At 51.5% G+C, this 18,976-nt stretch carries 15 protein-coding genes; 4 read left to right on the forward strand and 11 right to left on the reverse strand.

Annotation, left to right across the window (positions count from 1 at the left end; translation table 11 throughout):
- Positions 1-69 precede the first annotated feature (69 nt).
- The 3 genes from DCCM_RS01245 (at position 70) to DCCM_RS19660 (ending at position 943) form a co-directional block, all read left to right on the forward strand.
- Positions 70-342, forward strand: coding sequence for a type II toxin-antitoxin system Phd/YefM family antitoxin (locus DCCM_RS01245; RefSeq protein WP_104370654.1), 273 nt, complete (start codon positions 70-72; stop codon positions 340-342).
- A complete protein-coding gene (locus DCCM_RS01250) occupies positions 326-652 on the forward strand; it encodes a type II toxin-antitoxin system RelE/ParE family toxin (RefSeq protein ID WP_104370655.1) in 327 nt (108 codons plus the stop codon). The genes DCCM_RS01245 and DCCM_RS01250 overlap by 17 nt, the downstream gene beginning before the upstream one ends.
- A 150-nt stretch (positions 653-802) precedes the next feature.
- The gene (locus DCCM_RS19660) at positions 803-943 is read left to right on the forward strand and encodes a spore photoproduct lyase family protein (RefSeq protein WP_373855382.1); all 141 of its coding nucleotides are present in this window, start codon (positions 803-805) and stop codon (positions 941-943) included.
- A gap of 55 nt (positions 944-998) precedes the next feature.
- On the opposite strand, the gene DCCM_RS01260 is transcribed toward DCCM_RS19660, so the two are convergent.
- The 11 genes from DCCM_RS01260 to DCCM_RS01315 all read right to left on the reverse strand — a co-directional run bounded on the left by DCCM_RS01260 (position 999) and on the right by DCCM_RS01315 (position 18,068).
- Positions 999-1,838 carry a CvfB family protein gene (locus DCCM_RS01260; RefSeq protein WP_104370656.1) on the reverse strand — a complete coding sequence of 280 codons (840 nt, stop codon included), beginning with the start codon at positions 1,836-1,838 and terminating at the stop codon, positions 999-1,001.
- Positions 1,839-2,126: 288 nt separating this feature from the next.
- The gene (locus DCCM_RS01265) at positions 2,127-2,690 is read right to left on the reverse strand and encodes a ferritin-like domain-containing protein (protein ID WP_231702592.1); all 564 of its coding nucleotides are present in this window, start codon (positions 2,688-2,690) and stop codon (positions 2,127-2,129) included.
- Positions 2,691-3,114: 424 nt separating this feature from the next.
- The gene (locus DCCM_RS01275; protein WP_112787728.1) at positions 3,115-9,324 is read right to left on the reverse strand and encodes an Ig-like domain-containing protein; all 6,210 of its coding nucleotides are present in this window, start codon (positions 9,322-9,324) and stop codon (positions 3,115-3,117) included.
- Positions 9,325-9,448: 124 nt separating this feature from the next.
- On the reverse strand, positions 9,449-10,168 hold the full coding sequence (locus DCCM_RS01280; protein WP_104370659.1) for a cadherin-like beta sandwich domain-containing protein: 720 nt from the start codon (positions 10,166-10,168) through the stop codon (positions 9,449-9,451).
- A 59-nt stretch (positions 10,169-10,227) separates the two neighbouring features.
- Complete coding sequence (locus DCCM_RS01285) at positions 10,228-10,470, reverse strand: phage tail protein (protein WP_104370660.1); 243 nt, start codon at positions 10,468-10,470, stop codon at positions 10,228-10,230.
- 44 nt (positions 10,471-10,514) lie between these two features.
- Positions 10,515-10,757: a phage tail protein gene (locus DCCM_RS01290; protein ID WP_104370661.1), complete on the reverse strand. Its 243-nt coding sequence runs from the start codon at positions 10,755-10,757 to the stop codon at positions 10,515-10,517.
- 43 nt (positions 10,758-10,800) lie between these two features.
- Positions 10,801-11,046 carry a tail fiber protein gene (locus DCCM_RS01295; RefSeq protein ID WP_104370662.1) on the reverse strand — a complete coding sequence of 82 codons (246 nt, stop codon included), beginning with the start codon at positions 11,044-11,046 and terminating at the stop codon, positions 10,801-10,803.
- Between the two features lie 722 nt (positions 11,047-11,768).
- The gene (locus tag DCCM_RS01300; protein ID WP_104370741.1) at positions 11,769-14,369 is read right to left on the reverse strand and encodes a winged helix-turn-helix domain-containing protein; all 2,601 of its coding nucleotides are present in this window, start codon (positions 14,367-14,369) and stop codon (positions 11,769-11,771) included.
- A 313-nt stretch (positions 14,370-14,682) separates the two neighbouring features.
- Positions 14,683-16,278 (reverse strand): DHA2 family efflux MFS transporter permease subunit, encoded by a 1,596-nt coding sequence (locus tag DCCM_RS01305; protein ID WP_104370663.1) that lies wholly within the window; start codon positions 16,276-16,278, stop codon positions 14,683-14,685.
- A gap of 14 nt (positions 16,279-16,292) precedes the next feature.
- Positions 16,293-17,405, reverse strand: coding sequence for an HlyD family secretion protein (locus tag DCCM_RS01310; RefSeq protein ID WP_104370664.1), 1,113 nt, complete (start codon positions 17,403-17,405; stop codon positions 16,293-16,295).
- A gap of 3 nt (positions 17,406-17,408) precedes the next feature.
- Positions 17,409-18,068, reverse strand: a complete 660-nt coding sequence (locus DCCM_RS01315; RefSeq protein WP_104370665.1) for a TetR/AcrR family transcriptional regulator — start codon at positions 18,066-18,068, stop codon at positions 17,409-17,411.
- 215 nt (positions 18,069-18,283) lie between these two features.
- Here DCCM_RS01315 and DCCM_RS01320 point away from each other — a divergent pair, with 215 nt between their 5' ends.
- Positions 18,284-18,910 carry a TetR/AcrR family transcriptional regulator gene (locus tag DCCM_RS01320; RefSeq protein ID WP_104370666.1) on the forward strand — a complete coding sequence of 209 codons (627 nt, stop codon included), beginning with the start codon at positions 18,284-18,286 and terminating at the stop codon, positions 18,908-18,910.
- The last annotated feature ends 66 nt before the right edge of the window (positions 18,911-18,976 follow it).

The following is an 18,976-nucleotide window of genomic DNA, read 5'->3' on the forward strand; positions in this document are numbered from 1 at the left end:
CCTTGTATCCATACAATTAATATGATAGAATATCGTCATAATAATGCTATTTGAAAGGATTATATTCAAATGAATATTAAGCCGTCCACAACAATTCGCCAAAACTATAATGGCTTTTCCAAATACTGCCACGAGCTTGACGAGCCGGTAATGCTTACGCGTAATGGGGAAGCAGACTTGGTTGTCATGAGTCATGAGGCATTTCGTCGAATGGAGGCTCGTATTAAATTACAATCTAAGTTACTGATTGCAGAAAAACAGCTTGCTGAAGGGGAACAATTGATTAAACACGATGAAGTCATGGCAAGAATTCAGAGGAAGATCGATGCCACAAAAGAATAAGATCAAATATACTCCGATAGCAGTAGATGATATGGATGAAATTTTTTCATACATATCGAAGGATAATGTTGTCAGCGCAGAAACTTTGCTAAAAAAAATAAACACTGGAATAACCAGGCTTGCAGAGTTTCCCAATATGGGTTCGGTATTGTCGGAAGAAGAATTTACCCTTGTCAATCGTGGATATCGCTTCATCGTTGTTCATCCATATCTTGTCTTTTACAGAATAATTGACAATACCATTATCATACATCGAATTTTGCACGGACGTCGGGATTATCTTCGCGAGTTATTTACCACACAAGAATAGCCCTTTGTTTGGATTGCTCGAGTGGAGGTGCAAAATAATAACACCCGCAGTCCTTGATATACAAGAGATTGCGGGTTTTTTGCGTCCCTTTAAAAACATGGCAAATGCGAATACTGCTACCTGCAAACCACCCTGGGCAATAAACCCTATGTGAGGGTTTATGTGAACACCGATGAAATACTATCCGCAGCAGGAGAATACATAAAGGAGAGGACCCCGGAAATAACCCTTTTTGAAGGTGCCGCCACCTCGGGCCCCCTGCCGGTGGAAAGGTATACCGGCTTCCTTTAAAAAGGCTATTGAATATTTCGGTGCCAGCGGGCCGGGCAGGTTCCGTTTGGCGGTGTTACCACAGCATCTCAATACCTTCCTCGGTAATTTTAATTGCTCCTTCTTTTAAAAGCCGGCCGACAGCCCTTTTAAAGGCGCTTTTACTCATGTTTAACTCCGCCTTTATGTGTTCGGGCGAGCTATTATCATTGACTGAAAGAATACCGCCGCCCAATCTTAACCTATCCATAATTTTTAGCGCGTCACCCTCTATCTCATTGTAAGCTTGCTTTCTCAAACTTAATTCCAGCTTGCCATCCTCTCTAACCCTTTTAACTCTTGCCTCCACATTGTCACCCACGGTAAAATTATTATACAATTCTTTATTATGAATAAACCCATGGTACTTATTGTCCACAGCCACAAAAATTCCGATATCCTTATTTATGCCATAGACAGTACCGGAGACCATATCATTTTGTTTATATGGCGATTGGGTGCTCAGCATATCATATATATACATGGTTGCATATATTTTGCCGCTATTATTAACGCATAAACCCACCAGGCACAAGTCCCCTTTTTCAATTTTGCCAACCTGCTCCCTTAAGGGCAGCAACAAATCCTTCTGCAGATCCCAGTCTAAAAAAGCACCAAAATTAGTGGTTCCCACCACTCTTAAAAGGCCCAATTCCCCAATTGTAAGCTTCGGTTTAGTAACCGTGGCCATGGTTTTGCCTTCGGAATTTTTATAAACAAACACCTCTATTTGATCACCTATTTCATATCCCCGCGGCACCTCATTTTGGGGCAATAAAACATCATCCTTGCCGTTGGCGTTTTTACAATTCAGATACGCCCCGGTTTTAGTCATTCTATTTAATTGCAATATCTGCATTTTCCCTATTTCCATCATATTGCACCTTCTTTTACGATTTATTGTTTATAGTATAACCTAAACCGTATATAAAATGGGGTACCGTCTGGAGGTGTCCCCCCTACGGGGCCATATCCGGTATGACGGCTGAAGCTGCGAAAGACGCCCGTACTATACGTAATAACACCCGCGAACCTTGGCATGCAAGGAACCGCGGGTGTTTTATTTTTATCGCCAGCAAATGGCAAAAACTCTCCCTGTTACCGGGAAATATGAGCATAACACACCCCGGGCGGCGAAGCGGAGGGAAGCCACATCAACTTTAAACTATTTAATGCCCGGACAGTATTTGGCGGCAGCGTCACTGAATAACTTCAGATGGTATTCCTCATCCTTTATAATCCTCTCCAGCAATTCCTTAATATATGGATCGTCGATCAGCTGTTTATGCTGCCCGTATTGTTGAATGGCTTTTTTTTCAGCGGCAATATCCGCCGCTAATTTATCGCATACATTTTTTCCATAATAAACATAAGCGGCGTTCCAGTAAACCGGCCGGTTATTGGACAGTGTCCTGAACTCGGGGGCAACACCCAGCAGTTTAATGGTTTTACCCAAAAGCTCCAGGTGATGCATTTCTACGATGGATATGCATATCTCAAGTTCAGCCAAATCGTCATATTTTTCAAAGGTGAGATGGTGGTAGAAATACTGGTTGACGGCGGTCATCTCACTGACGGTTCCCACGTAATCCTCCAAGAGAAGCATGGCATAAAAATGGTTTGGCCGAACCACTCCGGGCTCCGGATACGGTTCCGGCAAAGCGCACCACCTGTTGTGATGCGGCTCCTGACCGACTCCCATGTTTTCACCTTTAAATTCCCCGGACAAAAAAGCTCACCCCTTTCCATTTAAAAATTTTGTCTTTGTAATATAGCTTAAAAAATACTATTAAAGAATAATGGCGGATATAACTAACCCGGCCTTCACCCCAATAAAAACATGTGTTTTTGTCAAAATATATTGATCACAAAACCCCTGGGGAGAATATCTTCCCAGGGGCCGTTCCTTGCAAAAAAAATCCAACTTAATATCCCTTCATGCCTACTTTCGACGCCCGCAACTCATCCGGCAACCCGTTAATTGCGGGGGTCGGAACTGAAGCCGGCCTGGAGCCAAACAATACTGGATTTACTTTAAAGCTGTACGACCTGGATAATAATCCGGTAACCAGCAATGCCACTGTGCGGTGGCCGGCCATTATTCCAGATTCTGACGGGGAGGCGCAGGTCAAATGGGAATGGCTCCTCAATATCTAGCGTTTTTTTACCGTGACTTTGCAAGCAGCAGATTCTTTACCATCCAAAGTGGCTGCCTTGATGGTTGTACTGCCTGCGGAAACCGGGGTTACCACACCTTTATCATCCACTGTTGCAACCTCTGGTTTGGTGCTGGTCCAGATTATTTCTTTATTTGTGGCATCATCCGGGATTACCTTTGCCACGAGAGCTGTGGGCGGGTCTCCGCATTTAAGGGTCAGCCTGCTTTTGTTAAGCTTTATATCCTTCACCGCCACAGCTTTTTTTACAGTTACCCGGCAGGTATCCGACTTTTTGCCGTCCTCAGTGGTAACCTCTATTATGGCAGTGCCTGCGGAAACCGGGGTGACCGTACCGTTTTCATCCACGGTGGCCACTTTCGGCTTGCTGCTGCTCCAGATTAACTGCACATTGCTGGCCCCTGCCGGGAGTATTTCAACTTCAAGGGTAGCCGCCTCGCCGTCGGCTGTCAGCGTAAGCCTTTGGGGGTCAAGCTTTAAAGTCCTCACCGGCACAGATTTTTTTACGGTTACCCGGCAGGTATCCGACTTTTTGCCGTCCTCAGTGGCAACCTCTATTATGGCGGAGCCCGTGGAAACCGGGGTAACCGTGCCGTTTTCATCCACGGTGGCCACTTTCGGCTTGCTGCTGCTCCAGACTAAATGCACATTGGCGGCATCGGCCGGGGATATTTCAACTTCAAGGGTAACCGCCTCGCCGTCGGCTGCCAGCGTCAGACTTTGGGGGTCAAGCTTTAAAGTCCTTACCGCCACAGCTTTTTTTACAGTTACCCGGCAGGTATCCGACTTTTTGCCGTCCGCAGTTTTGACCTCTATTATGGCGGAGCCTGTGGAAACCGGGGTAACCGTACCGCTTTCATCCACGGTAGCCACTTTCGGCTTGCTGCTGCTCCAGACTAAATGCACATTGGCGGCATCGGCCGGGACTATTTCAACTTCAAGGGTAACCGGCTCGCCGCCGGCTGCCAGCGTCAGTTCCCGGGGGTTTAGTTTTAAGCTCCTCACCGCCACCGGGTCTATAAATGTAATGGAAAAATCATTCTTTGACGAATTACTCACACCGGCAGCGCTTACATCCATAAAGGCAATATCCCTGAGAGCCAGGGCCAAGTTGCTGATACTGTCTTCGGCTGAATGTTTGACTGCTTTTCCGGTCAGTGTCACCAGCAGGGTATGCTCATCAGCCCTGAGGGCTGACCCGGACAATCCGGCAGGCAGATTGGATATATTAAGTTTCCCTGCCCTGATAAAATCATCGCCGTTCCCGCCGGAAAATGTTCCGTTAACCAGAGTAATCTCCAGGGGAGTTGTATTGTCTATTGATCCGTCGCCAGCTTCCGCTTCCTTAAAATAATCTTTTGAGTATTCAATATAGGCTTTCCGGTTATTAACGGCTTGCCCCGCAAACGCGGCCAGCAGGCCCCCATCGGCAGCAGCCAGTGATCCCGGTGTATAGCTTATGGTAATCGATTCCCCGCTGTTGGCCGCACTGGCAAGTGTAAGGTCGATTTCTGCCGGGTCGGTGTTCAGGGCGGCTGAGATTACTTTATTAACTGTACCGCCGGCTATAACTGTAAAACTGTCATGCTTACCCCGCGGGTCGGCCATGGCCTTATCGAAAATAAGCGTTATTTTTGTTCCCGTCGCATTGGTGGCCGCGCTTAAAAGCACAGGGGCGGCGGCCCGGCTGACAGTCAGGCTTAAATTGGCGGAAGCGCTATAGCCGCCGCTGTCCCAAACTGTAATTGTAACGATGAATGTTCCCGGCTCGGACGGAATGCCGCTGATCACCCCGGCAGAGCTGACACCAAGACCCGCGGGCAGGCCGGCGGCGCTCCAGGTGTAGGGCGGGGTTCCGCCGGAAGCCGCAAGGGATGCGCCACCATACAGAACTCCCTCTGTGCCATCGGGCAAACTTCCGGTGGTTACTGCCAGCAGCGGCGGTGGCGGTGGTGGCGGATTCTGGTTGTTTAGTGTTTTAACTCCCGTGGTCTGCAAAACGACCATGGCATTGCCGGCCTTGTCGTATATGGCCGCGCCGCCGGCTGGTTTGATCTCAATGGTTTCCGCTCCGGATGGAGTTCCGGTCACGGTAAGGAAAACCCTCACGGTGGTTTCGCCGCCGGTCAAGGCCGAGGCCGAGCCTTCCACCGGGCTGTCGTTCTTTTTCACCGAGCTTATCGCCGCATTGGTGGCTGCTCCAGTGTTTTGGGTGAAGGTTAAAGCAAATTCGGCCGCCGTCAGTGCCGTGGTCCCGTCAGTGGCCCCGTACACTCCATCATCGAAGGTGACGTCAATGTAAGCATTGGTGGAGGCCAGTGCCGCCCCGGTAATGTCGGGGCTGGCGGTATCCCAGGCCAGCACGACGACTCCAACACCGTCGGTGGCCAGGGCGTTTCCGGCGGTATCCTGGACGCTGCCGTTGCCGCCGGCGGTGTATTTAACTGTGACGCCCTCTTTGGCCGATATACCCAGGCTGGCCACGGTGAGCACCACGTGGCCGGCGTCAACGCCCTGGGCGATGGCCGATACCGCATAGGGGGTGCCGGGAGCGCCCGTTTCCTCAACCGTGAAGCCGCCGTCGTTGGCCTTGGTGATGTTTACACAGTTCTTGCTCAGCGTCACGGTTATGTGGGTATCGTCAGTCCGAGCCGCCCCGGCCAGGATGGGCGGATTCTGGTCGTTTAATGCTTTAACCCCCGTGGTCTGCAAGTCGGCCATGGCATTGCCGGCCTTGTCGTATATTGATGCGCCGCCGGCCGGTTTGATCTCAATGGTTTCCGCTCCGGATGGAGTTCCGGTCACTGTGAGGAAGACCCTCACGGTGGTTTCGCCGCCTGCCAGGGCCGAAGCCGAGCCTTCCGTCGCGCCGTCGTTCTTTTTCACCGAGCTTATCGCCGCGTTTGTGGCTGTTCCCGCGTTTTGGGTGAAGGTTAAAGCAAGTTTAGCCGCCGTCAAAGCGCTTGAACCGTCTCCGGCGCCGTATACGCCTTCACTGAAGGTGATGTCCAGGTAAGCGTTACCGGCGTCCAGGGCCGTCGAAGACATGGCGGGGCTGGCGGTATCCCAGGCCGCCACGGCGACTCCAACACCATCGGTGGCCAAGGGGTTTCCGGGGGTATCCTGGACGGTGCCGTTACCGCTGGCGGTGTATTTCACGGTGACACCTTCTTTGGCCGATATACCCAGGTTGGCCACGGTAAGTACCACGTGGCCGGCGTCGGCGCCCTGGGCGATAGCCGATACCGCATAGGTGGTGCCGGGAGCACCCGTTTCCTCAACCGTGAAGCCGCCGTCATTGGCCTTGGTGATGTTTACACAGCTCTTGCTCAGCGTCACGGTTATGTGGGTATCGTCCGTCCGAGCCGCCCCGGCCAGGGTGGGTGGATTCTGGTCGTTTAATGTTTTAATTCCAGTGGTCTGCAAGTCGGCCATGGCATTGCCGGCTTTGTCGTATATGGCTGCGCCGTCGGCGGGTTTGACTTCAATGGTCTCAACTCCGGAAGGGGTTCCGGTCATGGTGAGAAAAACCCGCACGATGGTCTCACCGCCCGCCAGGGCCGAGGCCGAGCCTTCCGCTATATTGTCGTTTTGTTTCACCGAGCTGATTACTACATTGGTGGCGGTGCCCCCATTCCGGGTGAAGGTCAGGGCAAATTTGGCCGCCGTCAGGACCGTGGACCCGTCATTGGCGCCGTATACACTTTCATCGAAGGTGACATCAATGTAAGCGTTGGTCGAAGCCAGGGCCGCCGCGGTGATGGTGGGGCTGGCGGTATCCCAGGCCGCCACAACAACTCCGGCGCCGTCGGTGGCCAGGGCGTTTCCAACGGCATCCTGGACGGTGCCGTTACCGCCGGCGGTATATTTAACGGTGACGCCTTCTTTGGCCGACACGCCCATATTGGCCACGGTGAGCACCACGTGGCTGGCGTCAGCGCCCTGGGCAATGGCGGAAACCGCATAGGCGGTACCAGGAGCACCCGTTTCCTCAACCGTGAAGCCGCCGTCGTTAGCCTTGGCGATATTCACGCAGTTTTTGCTAAGGGTGACGGTGATATGGGTGTCGTCGGTCCGGGCCGCGCTGACCAGGGTGGGCGGATTTTGGTCGTTCAGGTTTTTGACTCCGGTGGTCTGCAAGGCTGACATGGCATTGCCGGCCTTGTCGTATATGGCTGCGCCGTCGGCGGGCTTGACTTCAATGGTCTCAACTCCGGAAGGGGTTCCGGTCATGGTGAGAAAAACCCGCACGGTGGTCTCACCGCCCGCCAGGGCCGAGGCCGGGCCTTCCGCTATATTGTCGTTCTGTTTCACCGAGCTGATCACCGCGTTGGTGGCAGTGCCCCCGTTCCGGGTGAAGGTCAGGGCAAGTTTAGCCGCCGTCAGGGCCGTTGCACCATCGGTAGCGCCGTATACGCCTTCATCGAAGGTGACATCAATGTAAGCGTTGGTCGAGGCCAGGGACGCTGCGGTGATGGTGGGGCTGGTGGTATCCCAGGCCGCCACGGCGACTCCGGCGCCATCGGTGGCCAGGGCGTTTCCGGCGGTATCCTGAACAGTGCCGTTGCCGCCGGCGGTGTATTTTACGGTGACGCCTTCTTTGGCCGACACGCCCATATTGGCCACGGTGAGCACCACGTGGCTGGCGTCAACGCCCTGGGCGATGGCCGAAACCACGTAAGTGGTGCCCGGGAAGCCTGATTCTTCCACGGTGAAGCCGCCGTCGTTGGCCTTGGTGATGTTAGTGCAGTTCTTGCTCAGCGCGACGGTTATATGGGTGTCGTCGGTCCGGGCCGCCCCGGCCAGGGTAGGCGGAGTCTGGTCGTTAAGGTTTTTAGCCCCGGTGGTCTGCAGGATGGACATGGCGTTGCCGACCATGTCGTATACTGAGGCGCCGTCGGCTGGTTTGATCTCGATGGTTTCCGCTCCGGAAGGAATTCCGGTTACGGTGAGGAAAACCCTTACGGTGGTTTCGCCGCCTGTCAGGGCTGAGGCCGAGCCTTCCGCTATATTGTCGTTCCGTTTCACCGAATTGATCACCGCATTGGTGGCGGTGCCTCCGCTCTGTGTGAAGGTTAAAGCCAGTTTGGCCGCCGTCAGGGCCGTTGCGCCATCGGAGGCGCCGTATACGCCTTCATCGAAGGTGACGTCAATATAAGCGTTGCTGGCGGCCAGGGCCGCCGAGGAAACGGTGGGGGCGACACCGTCCACCAGGACAGCCGCCGTGCTTCCCATACTGTTTAAGGTGAGGGAAGCATTTTCCGTTCCATTTTTTATTGTACCACCGTTTAGGTTTATGCTTCCCCCAACGGAAACACCGTTTGTGTCCAGGTTGCCGGACTGGACCGTATAACGGAAGACCAGGTCCGTCGAACCTGAGCCGCCGACATATGAAGCATTTACCGTACCGCCGGTGTCAAGGGTGATTGGGATATACGGCGTGCCGGTCACTGTGACAGCCTCACTGTAGTTTACGGTAAAATCCAGGTTCTGCCCCACGCCATAAGTGCCGTTGGCAGGAACACCAACGGAAGCGACTGTGGCAGGGGTAGTGTAAGTTACCTCAAGCACAGGCCGTTTTGAAGTGTCTGCTTCTTCCCTGGAATAAAATCCAAAATCATTGGTATCTGTTCCTGTGGTCATTCCTGTTAAAACGAAGGTAGCTTCTTTATTTCCTGAAACCTCACTGTTGATAAAGGATGTCACATCGAAGGTTTTCCAACTATTTGCTGTAATGTTTGTATCATTCTGCACAATTGTGGTATCCAGAGATGGGAGCTCGGGAGTAATACCTTCCACCCAATCATCGTCACTTGATCCGTACAAATCTACAAATGGTGCTCCTGTCACCTCTGTAGTATATAATTTAAGACTTGCACTGGTCACTGTTCCACTTATTGAACTTAAGTCAAATTTTATAACGGACTTTTCAACTATAACGTAAGGATCACCCGGCGGCGGCATTAATTCATAGTAGTAGCCTACCCATAGAAGACTATGGCCAGGCGAATAGGCTAAGTCGCTATCAAAAATAGTAGGGGGATTAGCCCCGACAGTATTTTGAAGTTGATCCGCGATAGGGTTCAATGTAGATGTAGCAGCATATGTCACATTATTGTTTATGAAGAAAAAAAATAAAAAAGCTATGCTGAAAAATAATGGAGAAAATTTCTTGTAATCACGCATTTAATCATCTCCAAATTAAAAACAAACAACAACTCTGAAAAAAGGCTGTGTTTTAAGTTTGGCCTTTCAGGATAATGTTGTTTGTTTAGTGTAATTTATTTATTAACATGAGGATCGCAATTTTCTACGAGCTTGCCCTGGTTACGGTAATGGTGTATGTGTTCTGGTCATTACCGTCTGTTGTTACAACCATCGTGATGGTGTTCTGTCCCACGTTTAAATTAACCGACTGCGCTTGACCGCTTATAACTGGTTGACCGTTTACTGTAATGGCTGCGCCGCCGTCTAAAGCAGTGGGGATAACCGTCACTGCTGTCACGGAATTAGCCACGCTTGCGGTATATGAGAAGATAGTCGGGCTAAATTGCGGGTTAGGATATATCGTGGTCTTGCCTACTTTTATAACAAGCGCTGATAAAACCGCGCAGGTTCCGTAAACCTCCAATCCGACCACTGAGGCGACGCCCTTGTTGATGTTAAGCCCTTTGGTCACGTTAACCCTCACATACCTGGCCTGGGCAAACGGGAAGACGCGGTCGGTGGAACTTAAGCTATTGCTGGTAACCGAGTCCAGGCTGCTAAAATTGGCGTTATCCAGGCTTCCCTGGAGAGAGTAGTCTATCATGTTGTAGGACGGAGATTGCCAGCCCACAGCCCCCATGTGCTTGACAACCCATCTTTGAATATAATAATTCTTGCCCAAATCCACCTGAAGCCAGCAGGGCATGGCGTCGCACAGCCATCTGCTAAGCGGGGTCAGGGTGCCGTCCACCGCCTTTCCGGCGGCAAAGGGCGACACATGGCTGCTGGAATTTACGGTCTTGTTAATAACCACGTTGTTCATATATCTTCAATCCTTTCCGTATTCGTGTTTGGAAGAGCGCGTCAACCTCAACCTTTTCTTTAACTTACAACAGGATAGTCGCCGGCTGTGGCGATGTAGAAGTTCATGCCCGGTATGGGCTCAGTTCCCAGCAGGTTGGGCAGGGCAAAGGTGGTGATGCCGTCACCGCCGAACCGGTTGCCCAGCAGCGAATACAGCACATCATTTTGCGAAATGTTAAGCAGCCGCCCGTCGCACAGAACCCAGCCCACCGGCTCGAAAAAGTAGGGGAACAGTTCAACCGCGCCTATAAATGTTTCCATAATATCTTCCTCCTGTGAAATACTCAGTTAAACCATGACCGCGTTTAACTTCTTTCCGGATATAAACCAAAGATGGCCATAAAGTACCGGGCTCCCGGCTGAGGCTCAAAGCCCCTCAGGTCAGGCAGGGCAAAAGTGGTGCTGCCGTTACCGCCGAATTTGTTGCCAATCAGGGAAAACAGGGCTGTATATTGCTGCACTTGAAGGATCTGCCCTTCGCAGGGCAGCCAGCCGTAAGGCGTAAAGTTGTATGGCAACAATTTTATTAAGCCTATAAATGGCTCCATGAAATTTTCACTCTCCCATCAAGTTTGATGAAAACTTTAAACACTAGCCTCTGCTGGGGTATATGCCGGCCAAGCAGATAAAGTACCTGACGCCACCCCAGCCTATGGCGGCGGAGCGCAGGTCGGGCAGATTAAAAGTAGTGGTTCCGTTGCCGCCGAAGGTTGTGCCAATCAAGGTGTACAGGGCCTGGTTGGTGGAAATCTGCATGGCCCGGCCGTCACACAGGGCCCAGTTGGCGGGCTCATACGTGTACGGAAACGCACTGATTTGTCCTAATAACGAATCCATAAAAATCACTTCCTTTTATTGTAATCAACAACATTTTTGGCATTTTATGCATCTTTAGCAGATGTCAGGTCAAGCCTTTGCTTCCAGCTTCCTTCAGATTCCGCCTCGCGGCGGACACCCTTGCCTTTTACAAACGGTAGGCGCTCACCGGCCCCCGTTCGGGACTTCCAACCTTGAGATGACGCCCATGCCGGGCATATCAAATAAAACCCGTCTCTCTTCAGCCAGAGACACGGGTCTGCTCAAAAGAAAGCCTCTTAACAAACCATGGGGTAATAATGGGCCGGGAACTGCCGAGGCCGCTGAAAAAGTGTAGACGCAAACAACGGACCTAGAGTTTTTTCCAAATTGGCTATACAATTGAAATGGTATAATGCTGGTCATTTATTTTCACGTTCCACCCCTGTTTCTTTGACGCCGTGAAAGCTACTGGAACACCCACGGCGCCCGCTGCCGCGGCAATTATTCCTGCCGGTATGGCAACAGAGCTGATCACGGCTGCAATACATAAGGCAAAAACCAAGCAACGAACTGAAGTCTAACAGGGCCATCTACTATATAAGTCAAATATTCCATAAATAACCTGCTGGGAAATTTTATCATGAGGGTCCGGTTTTGACATCATCCGGGGGATGAGAAAAGAATGAGACCTTTTTCCCAAAAATAATTTGGGCCGGGTGGCAACCCCACCCGGCCCTTTATACTCCGCACAGTTCCATGTTTTATTGGAGAATACCCATCTGGCGCGCCCTCTCCACGGCATCCCGGCGATCAGTGACTCCCAGCTTGCCGTATATATTGGCCAGATGGGTCTTCACCGTTGTCAGCGCGACACCGAGTTCCCCGGCGATGGACCGCCTGTTCAGACCTGCGGCCACCAGCCTCAACACGGCCAGTTCCTTGGCCGTGAGATTGTCGCACCCGGCGGACACCGCTTGCAGCCCCGAATAACGCAGCACCGGACTCTCCCGCAATAAATCGAGCAATTGCCGGAGGTAGGCCTCCCCGTCCACCGGCTGGCTGCGGGTCAGCCGCCGCAAAAGGGTCAGCATGGGCGCGCCTTCATCCACGAAGCTGCGCAGGTAGCCGTTCTCCCGGCCCAGGGCCAGGTTTTGCCGGAGAATTTCCAGGCCTTCCGCCGTCCGTCCCGCAGTGTCGCAGGCGATGGCCAGCAGGTTGGATATTTCTATGATACCGGGCAGCCGCTGCTCCTTTTCAGCAAGAACCAGCAGGCGTTCAAGGAGCAGCAGGGCTTCCGCCACCCGTCCCAGGGCCAGCAACACCCGGGCGCAGGTTATGTGCTCGTAAGCCCGGGCGGCGCTAAGGCGGTCGTAAATGTCCAGGCGGCTGTGGGCCAGCCAGGCCTCTGCCGCTTCGGAGTCGCCCGCCTCCAGATTGAGGCGGGCCTTCAAAGCGGCCAGGGGAAACAGCCAATGCAGCTGGCCAAAGGACCGGACCTTCCTTTCGGCTTCCTCAGCCGTAGCCAGGGCAACCGCCAGGTCGCCACGGGACCGGTGGATTTTGGCCAGGGTAAAGAAAGCCGGGACCAGGGCTCCGGCCTGTTCCATCCTCTGGGCCTCCTCCATACCCTCCACCAGACTTTTGACCGCGGCGTCGGCTTTGTTCCATTCGTACAGAATCTCGGCATAGGCCACCAGTACGTATCCGGCCCTGGCGGTGGCGGGGTCAGCCAGGCTTCGAAGCTTAAGGTGGGCGCCGCTCTCCACGGCCCGAACAGCCTCTTTCAGGCGGCCGAACCATCCCAGCACCCCCCCCAGCAGGCTGGTTTCCAGCTGTTGAAACGCAGCGCTCCGCCCATACGTGATAACCTTTTCCGGGTTCTGTCCCGCCCGGGTAAGACAGTGCAAGACTCCCGGCACATCCCTTCGTTTCACCGCCAGGTATGCCCTGAGGACGACCATGTCCACGGCCATATTGTTCCTGCCGTCCCCGGGCCTTGCCTCCGCATCCCGGCAGGAAGCGTCGGCCCGCTCCAGCCAGAGCTCCACCTCGGCAGCCCGGTTGGCCGCAACGGCGGCCCAAGCCTGCGCCACACACAGGGCGGGGCTTTTATCCACTACTTCGGCCGGCAGGGCCTGCAGCCACCTGAACAGGGTTGCCGTTTCGCCCAGGTTCAGCATTTCCTGAACCAGTCGCTCCACCAGGCCGGCCGCCTGATGGTATTCGCCACCCTGCAGGTAATAATCGACGGCCTTGGAGGCCAGCCCGGCATCCTCGCACCAACGGGCAGCCTTTCCATACATACCGCGGATCCGGTCCGGGTATCTCTCCTTCAGGAGCCCCTGTAAGAATTCGGCAAAAAGGTGGTGATACACGTACCACTGGTCGTCCAGGCAGGCCACAAAACCGCAGGACTTCCCCACCGTGGCCAGAACGGTGACGCTGTCTGGCCTTCCGGTCACCGCCTGGCAGAGCGGACCGGATAAATGGCCGAGGATGGATGTTTGCAGCAGGAATTCCTGCACATCCGGCCCGAACCACCCGAACACCTCTTCCAGGAAGTAGCCGGCAAGAAGGCGGTCCCTGCCCCCAAAGCGTTCGATGGTCGCGGCTTTATCGCCGCTTTCCAGCAAGGACATGGCTGCTATCTGCATGCCGGCGGCCCAGCCTCCGGTGCGGCCGGCTAATTTTTCGACCTCTTCGCCGGTGAGATCTATATCCCGCTGTTTATAAAAGGCCGCCATTTCCCCCGGGGCAAAGCCCAGATCCCGGACGTTCAGTTCAGCCACCTGGCCGGCGGCCCTGAGACGGGGCAGGGAAAGCGGCGGTTCTGTGCGTCCGGCCACAATGGTGTGAAGCTGCCCGGGCGCGTAGCGTACCAGAAACGAAAGGGTTTCGTGAACAAGAGGTTCGCTGATGAGGTGATAATCATCCAGTACCAGGGCGAAATCGGAGGGCAGGTGTGACAGGTCGTCTATGAGCAGCGAAATGGCCGCCTCCCAGGGCGGATTGGTTGAGGAACGCAGCATGAGCGCCATCTCCGCGCCGATGTCTTTCTTAAGACCTCCCAGGGCGGCTGCCACATAGATCCAGAACCGCACCGGGTCGTTATCGCTGCCGTCCAAAGACAGCCAGGCGACGGGAGAACCCTTTTGCCTGGCCCACTGGGCCACGGCGGTGGTCTTGCCGAACCCGGCGGGGGCCGTGACCAGAGTGAGTCTGCCTTGCAGCATCTCGTCCAGACGGTTGTGGATCCGGGGACGCTCCACCAGACCCGACAACGTGCGCGGCACCTGCATCTTTGTCTGGAGCAAAGGAATCTCCTGGACAAAATTGTTTAAGTGAACAACCTTACGGCTCAAACCGATACCTCCCAACCCTGCCCGAACCCCGGCAAGGAATAGATTAGTTAGGCTGGTCAATATATCCAATTGCAATTTATACCTAAATTCGTCAAAATATGACGGTTTCCTGCCTGCCGCCCCCACATCCATTCTTTACCGAACACGCACACAAACTCCTTCCCACTTGCCACCATTAATTGGGCGAACCGCCGGCATTATGCAAGGCTGCTCACCTATATAATAACACCCGCAATCCCTGCTATACAGGGAATGCGGGTGCAATGACGTGACTGCCACCTTAACACAACACCGGGCTTCTAAATAGCACCCGTTATCCTCTGTCCGGACTGGCGGGAGGATTAAGCCGGGCTTGCAGGGCGGCGGGGCCACTGGCGGCAGCTTTAGGTTTCTTTCTGTCATGCAAAAATAAAGCAAGTATAAATGCCACACCGCACAACACGGCGCCTATAATGAAACAGTCGGAAATAGCCAGCACCATGGATTGCTGGGCCACATGCCTGTACAGCAGGGATAGGCTAAGCATCTGGCCTCCTTGTGCCCCAAGACCGGCATTTAACCCTATCCCCTGCAGGGCTGAAATCATATTCAAACCGTCCGGCTTATCCAGGGCCACATTCTGGGCTAAATTGGCATAATGAAAGGTATTGCGTGATTGCATCAAATTGGTCATAACAGCAATTCCAAAAGTGGTTGCCACACTCCGGATGACATTCCCCAGGGAAGAGGCGGTACCGGTTGATTCTTTCGGAATCCCCATCATCCCCACATTAATGGCGGGTGATAACGCCAAGCCAATTCCTATTCCACGGATCGACAGCCAAAACATCATCGTGTTAAAGGATGTGGAGGCATTAAAGTCCTTCATGGCGTAAGATGAAACAGTCATAATTACCATGCCGATCAGGATCAGGTAGCGGGCGCCATATTTATCGAACAGCTTGCCGCTGATGGGCATGGTTATCGCGGTGATCAGCGCGGGCGGCAGCAAAACCAATCCGGTTTGCATTGCAGTCTGCCCCAGTACGCTTTGCATCAAAAGAGGAAAAAGATAAACCGCCACTACCATAGCCACTTGAATAAAAGAAGAAACAATAGTGGACAAAGTGAAAAGCTTATTTTTAAATAATCGCATATCCAGCACAGGTTCCGGACACCGCAGTTCGTGGACCACCATGATAAGCAGGCTTAAAATTCCAACCAGCAACATTGCCACAATTAGCGGATCTTCCCAACCCATCTGGTTGCCTTTACTTAAAGCAAATATTAGACAAAACAAACCGATGCAGATGGTGGCAATACCTAGGGTATCCATGGTTGATTTGGCGTTTTTCTCAGTTTCCGGCAGCAAAGTGATTCCCATAAATATAGCCAGCAGACCGACGGGCAGATTTATATAAAAAAGCATTCGCCAGCTGGCAACCTCAATAAGATATCCTCCCAGAGACGGCCCGATAGCCATGGTCGCCATTCCGGCAATCCCCCATACGCCAAGCACCATACCTATTTTGTATATGGGATTGATCCTGAAACAAATCGCCATGCCTAAAGGCATGATGATTCCCGCCCCTATCCCCTGCAGCACCCGGCTGATAATCATCATATTTAAATTAAATGACGAGCCGCATAGGAATGAGCCCAGGGTAAAAATAACCAGCGCAGCGACAAAGGTTTTTTTATAGCCATATTTGTCCCCTAAATACCCGGCCAGGGCTATTACAATTCCCTGGGTCAGCATGTAAGCCGTGAGTACCCATTGAATGTCGTTGGCATTGGTGCCAAAGACAGCCATAAGCTTTGATATCGCAACATTAACGATATTTCCGGTAAGGCCTTGCAAAAAGGTTCCCATTATGATAACTGAGGTTGCAGCCCAGTTAATCCTATCCCGTGATTCACCGGTTTTCATTATTAAATCCCCACTTATTGCGTCTTAATGGTCACTACGGCGGACATACCGGGCTTTAACTTGTTATCCTGCTGAACAACGCTTATTTTTACAGGCAGGCGCTGGGCCACCTTGGTATAGTTACCCGATGTGTTTTCTGTGGGCAGGATGGAAAAACTCGATTGAGTAGCACCACCGATCTCTTTAACCTGGCCGGCAAAAACTATATCGGGGTATGCATCCACGGCGATGTCGACTTTATCACCAATATGTATCCGTGCTACTTTTTTCTCTTCAATGTTGGCTACAACCCAGATCCGCTGGGGATTTACGATGGTGAACAAGGAGGCTCCCGAGCTAACGTTTTGTCCGTTCAAAGCCGTAACTTTTACCACGCCTCCACTAACAGGAGATTTAATGCTTGTACGCGCCAATGTCAGTTGGGCATTATCATAAGCCGCTTTGGCCTGCTTTTCCTGGGCCGCATAGGTGGCGCCGCCGGTTTTCATCAAGGTATCCAATTGGGCCTGGGCGGCCGAGACGGAATCCTGAGCGGAATTTACATTGGCATTGGCAGCTTCCAGTGCCTTCACCGCCGTTTCATATTTAATTGTATAGCTGTCCCAGTCTTCCCTGGCAGCCGCTCCCTGCTGGTATAGAACCGTGTTTTTATCCAATATGCGCCTGGCGTCTTCCACGGCCAATTTATTAATAGCCGCCTGGGCTTTAGCGGCGGATAAGGCGCTTTCCGCCCTGGTAACGGACATCTGGGCGGCCTTAATATCGTTCGGCAGCTTGGTAACGGCTATTTTGCTGAGTTGCCAGGCTGCTTCCGCCTGGGAAGCACTAATAAGGTATTGGGAACCATCCAGACTGGCCAACAACTGCCCTACCTCCACGGTATCCCCTTCCTGAACGCAGACATCGGTGAGCTTGCCGGAAACCTCGGCGCTGATACCGACCAAATCCGCAGACACTTTGGCATTATCGGTTGTGACCGTGGTTGTTAATTGAATGTACCAGCGAATGCCGAAAACAGCCGCCGCGATTACTGCCAATGTCAGGATAGCAATACGGATTATCCTGGATATCGGGTTTTTCTTTGGTTTCTCTACTGGAATATTGGCTTGTGTCACCGGATTTGTCATCGGTCATTGCTCCCCCTTAGTAATGCCTTTAATTATGGTTGAGATAAACATCTCTATTTCCGGGCTTTGCAAATCAGAGGACATATGAGTGGAAAAATAATTTACAAATCCTACACCCGCAGAAATAATCATATTGGTAAAAACATCCAGGTCGGCCTTGACAAATATTCCCCCGGTTTGGCCCCGCTGGATGATAGCCGCAATGAGCTTTTTCTTTTGCTCATATAGAGCAAATAAATAGTTTACCTCCTGGTAATCTATAAAGGGAAAGGTTGCCGCCACCCTCGGGCCCCATGGATACCGGCGAATAAATTCAAATTCAAGCCTTATATAATTCCTTATCGCTTGAACAGGATCAGCCTGGGACAAACATTTCTCCTTGATTAAACGGCATTTTATCTCCAAAATCCTTGAAAAAACTTTAATTAGCAATTCTTCCTTGTTTTTGAAATATTGATAAATAGATGCTTTAGCAAAATCGGAGCGCATGGCTATGTCATCCATAGTAATTGACTCAAAGGTCTTCTCGTTAAGAAGCTGCTCGGTAGCCTCAATAATGCTTTCCCGTCTGGTTTCCCGTTCCCGCTCAAGCCGGGCTCTCATCTCACCATCTCCATACTCCTGTTTATTGATTTTATTACCATTTCTAATAGTAAACGTCATTCATAATTCCGTCAACGATTATTTTTCCATAAAGTTGATACGGATCCGGCTCATCAACGGAATTTCAGCCCCTCTGTCAAAGGCAATGCAGCCTCCCGCCCGATGTAATAGTCCTGATTATGTGATATAATCATACCAAGATCATCCAGAGACTAAGGTCACCGACTACGGTCGTCATATATTTAATTGCCGATACCGTCAATATAGGAGAGATAATGGTGGATAAAGAAAAACCAAACAATAGGAAAAAACAAGCCATTGAAACGAAAAAGAAAATCTATGAGAGCGCTGAACAGTTGTTTGGAAAGTATGGTTTTGATAATGTGAGTGTTGATTCCATAGTGGAAATAGCAGGGGTATCTAAAGGGGCCTTTTACGTGCACTTTAATTCAAAAGACTCTCTGATAGCCGAATTAATTGCCGATTATGTAGATAAGTTGGATTTTGATTATAAATCCTATTTCGAGTCATTTCCCGACAGCACAACGGCTTCCGATATTCTTATCTCGCTGGCGGGAAAAATCGCCGATATTATTGCATTTACCATAGGTTATGACCATATAAAAATTATATATAAAGCTAACATAACAAAAACTATAAATACAGATGCCGCATTGGATTACAATAGGGAGCTCTATAAAATCTTTAGTAATATAATTAGCCGGGGCATAGAGCAGGGGGAATTCAAAACAGATATAGCTGTTGATACAATTACAAGACACTGTATCATAAGCTTAAGAGGGATAACTTATGAATGGTGTATACGATACCCTGAATTTAACTTAAAAGATTATGTTCAGGAACATTTTGAAATGCTGCTGACAGGAATAAAAAAACAATAAATAATTTCAACCAGACAAAGACGCTGGAAAAAGCCCTCATCCCTTGGCACACAAGGGATGAGGGCT

The organism is Desulfocucumis palustris (genome assembly GCF_002933875.1).
Taxonomy (GTDB): domain Bacteria; phylum Bacillota; class Desulfotomaculia; order Desulfotomaculales; family Desulfocucumaceae; genus Desulfocucumis; species Desulfocucumis palustris.

Coding starts and splice junctions, on each gene's coding strand:
- DCCM_RS01245 (WP_104370654.1), top strand. CDS start 70: ATGAATATTAAGCCGTCCACAACAATTCGCCAAAACTATAATGGCTTT.
- DCCM_RS01250 (WP_104370655.1), top strand. CDS start 326: ATGCCACAAAAGAATAAGATCAAATATACTCCGATAGCAGTAGATGAT.
- DCCM_RS01260 (WP_104370656.1), bottom strand. CDS start 1,838: ATGATGGAAATAGGGAAAATGCAGATATTGCAATTAAATAGAATGACT.
- DCCM_RS01275 (WP_112787728.1), bottom strand. CDS start 9,324: ATGCGTGATTACAAGAAATTTTCTCCATTATTTTTCAGCATAGCTTTT.
- DCCM_RS01280 (WP_104370659.1), bottom strand. CDS start 10,168: ATGAACAACGTGGTTATTAACAAGACCGTAAATTCCAGCAGCCATGTG.
- DCCM_RS01285 (WP_104370660.1), bottom strand. CDS start 10,470: ATGGAAACATTTATAGGCGCGGTTGAACTGTTCCCCTACTTTTTCGAG.
- DCCM_RS01290 (WP_104370661.1), bottom strand. CDS start 10,757: ATGGAGCCATTTATAGGCTTAATAAAATTGTTGCCATACAACTTTACG.
- DCCM_RS01295 (WP_104370662.1), bottom strand. CDS start 11,046: ATGGATTCGTTATTAGGACAAATCAGTGCGTTTCCGTACACGTATGAG.
- DCCM_RS01305 (WP_104370663.1), bottom strand. CDS start 16,278: ATGAAAACCGGTGAATCACGGGATAGGATTAACTGGGCTGCAACCTCA.
- DCCM_RS01310 (WP_104370664.1), bottom strand. CDS start 17,405: ATGACAAATCCGGTGACACAAGCCAATATTCCAGTAGAGAAACCAAAG.
- DCCM_RS01315 (WP_104370665.1), bottom strand. CDS start 18,068: ATGACGTTTACTATTAGAAATGGTAATAAAATCAATAAACAGGAGTAT.
- DCCM_RS01320 (WP_104370666.1), top strand. CDS start 18,284: ATGGTGGATAAAGAAAAACCAAACAATAGGAAAAAACAAGCCATTGAA.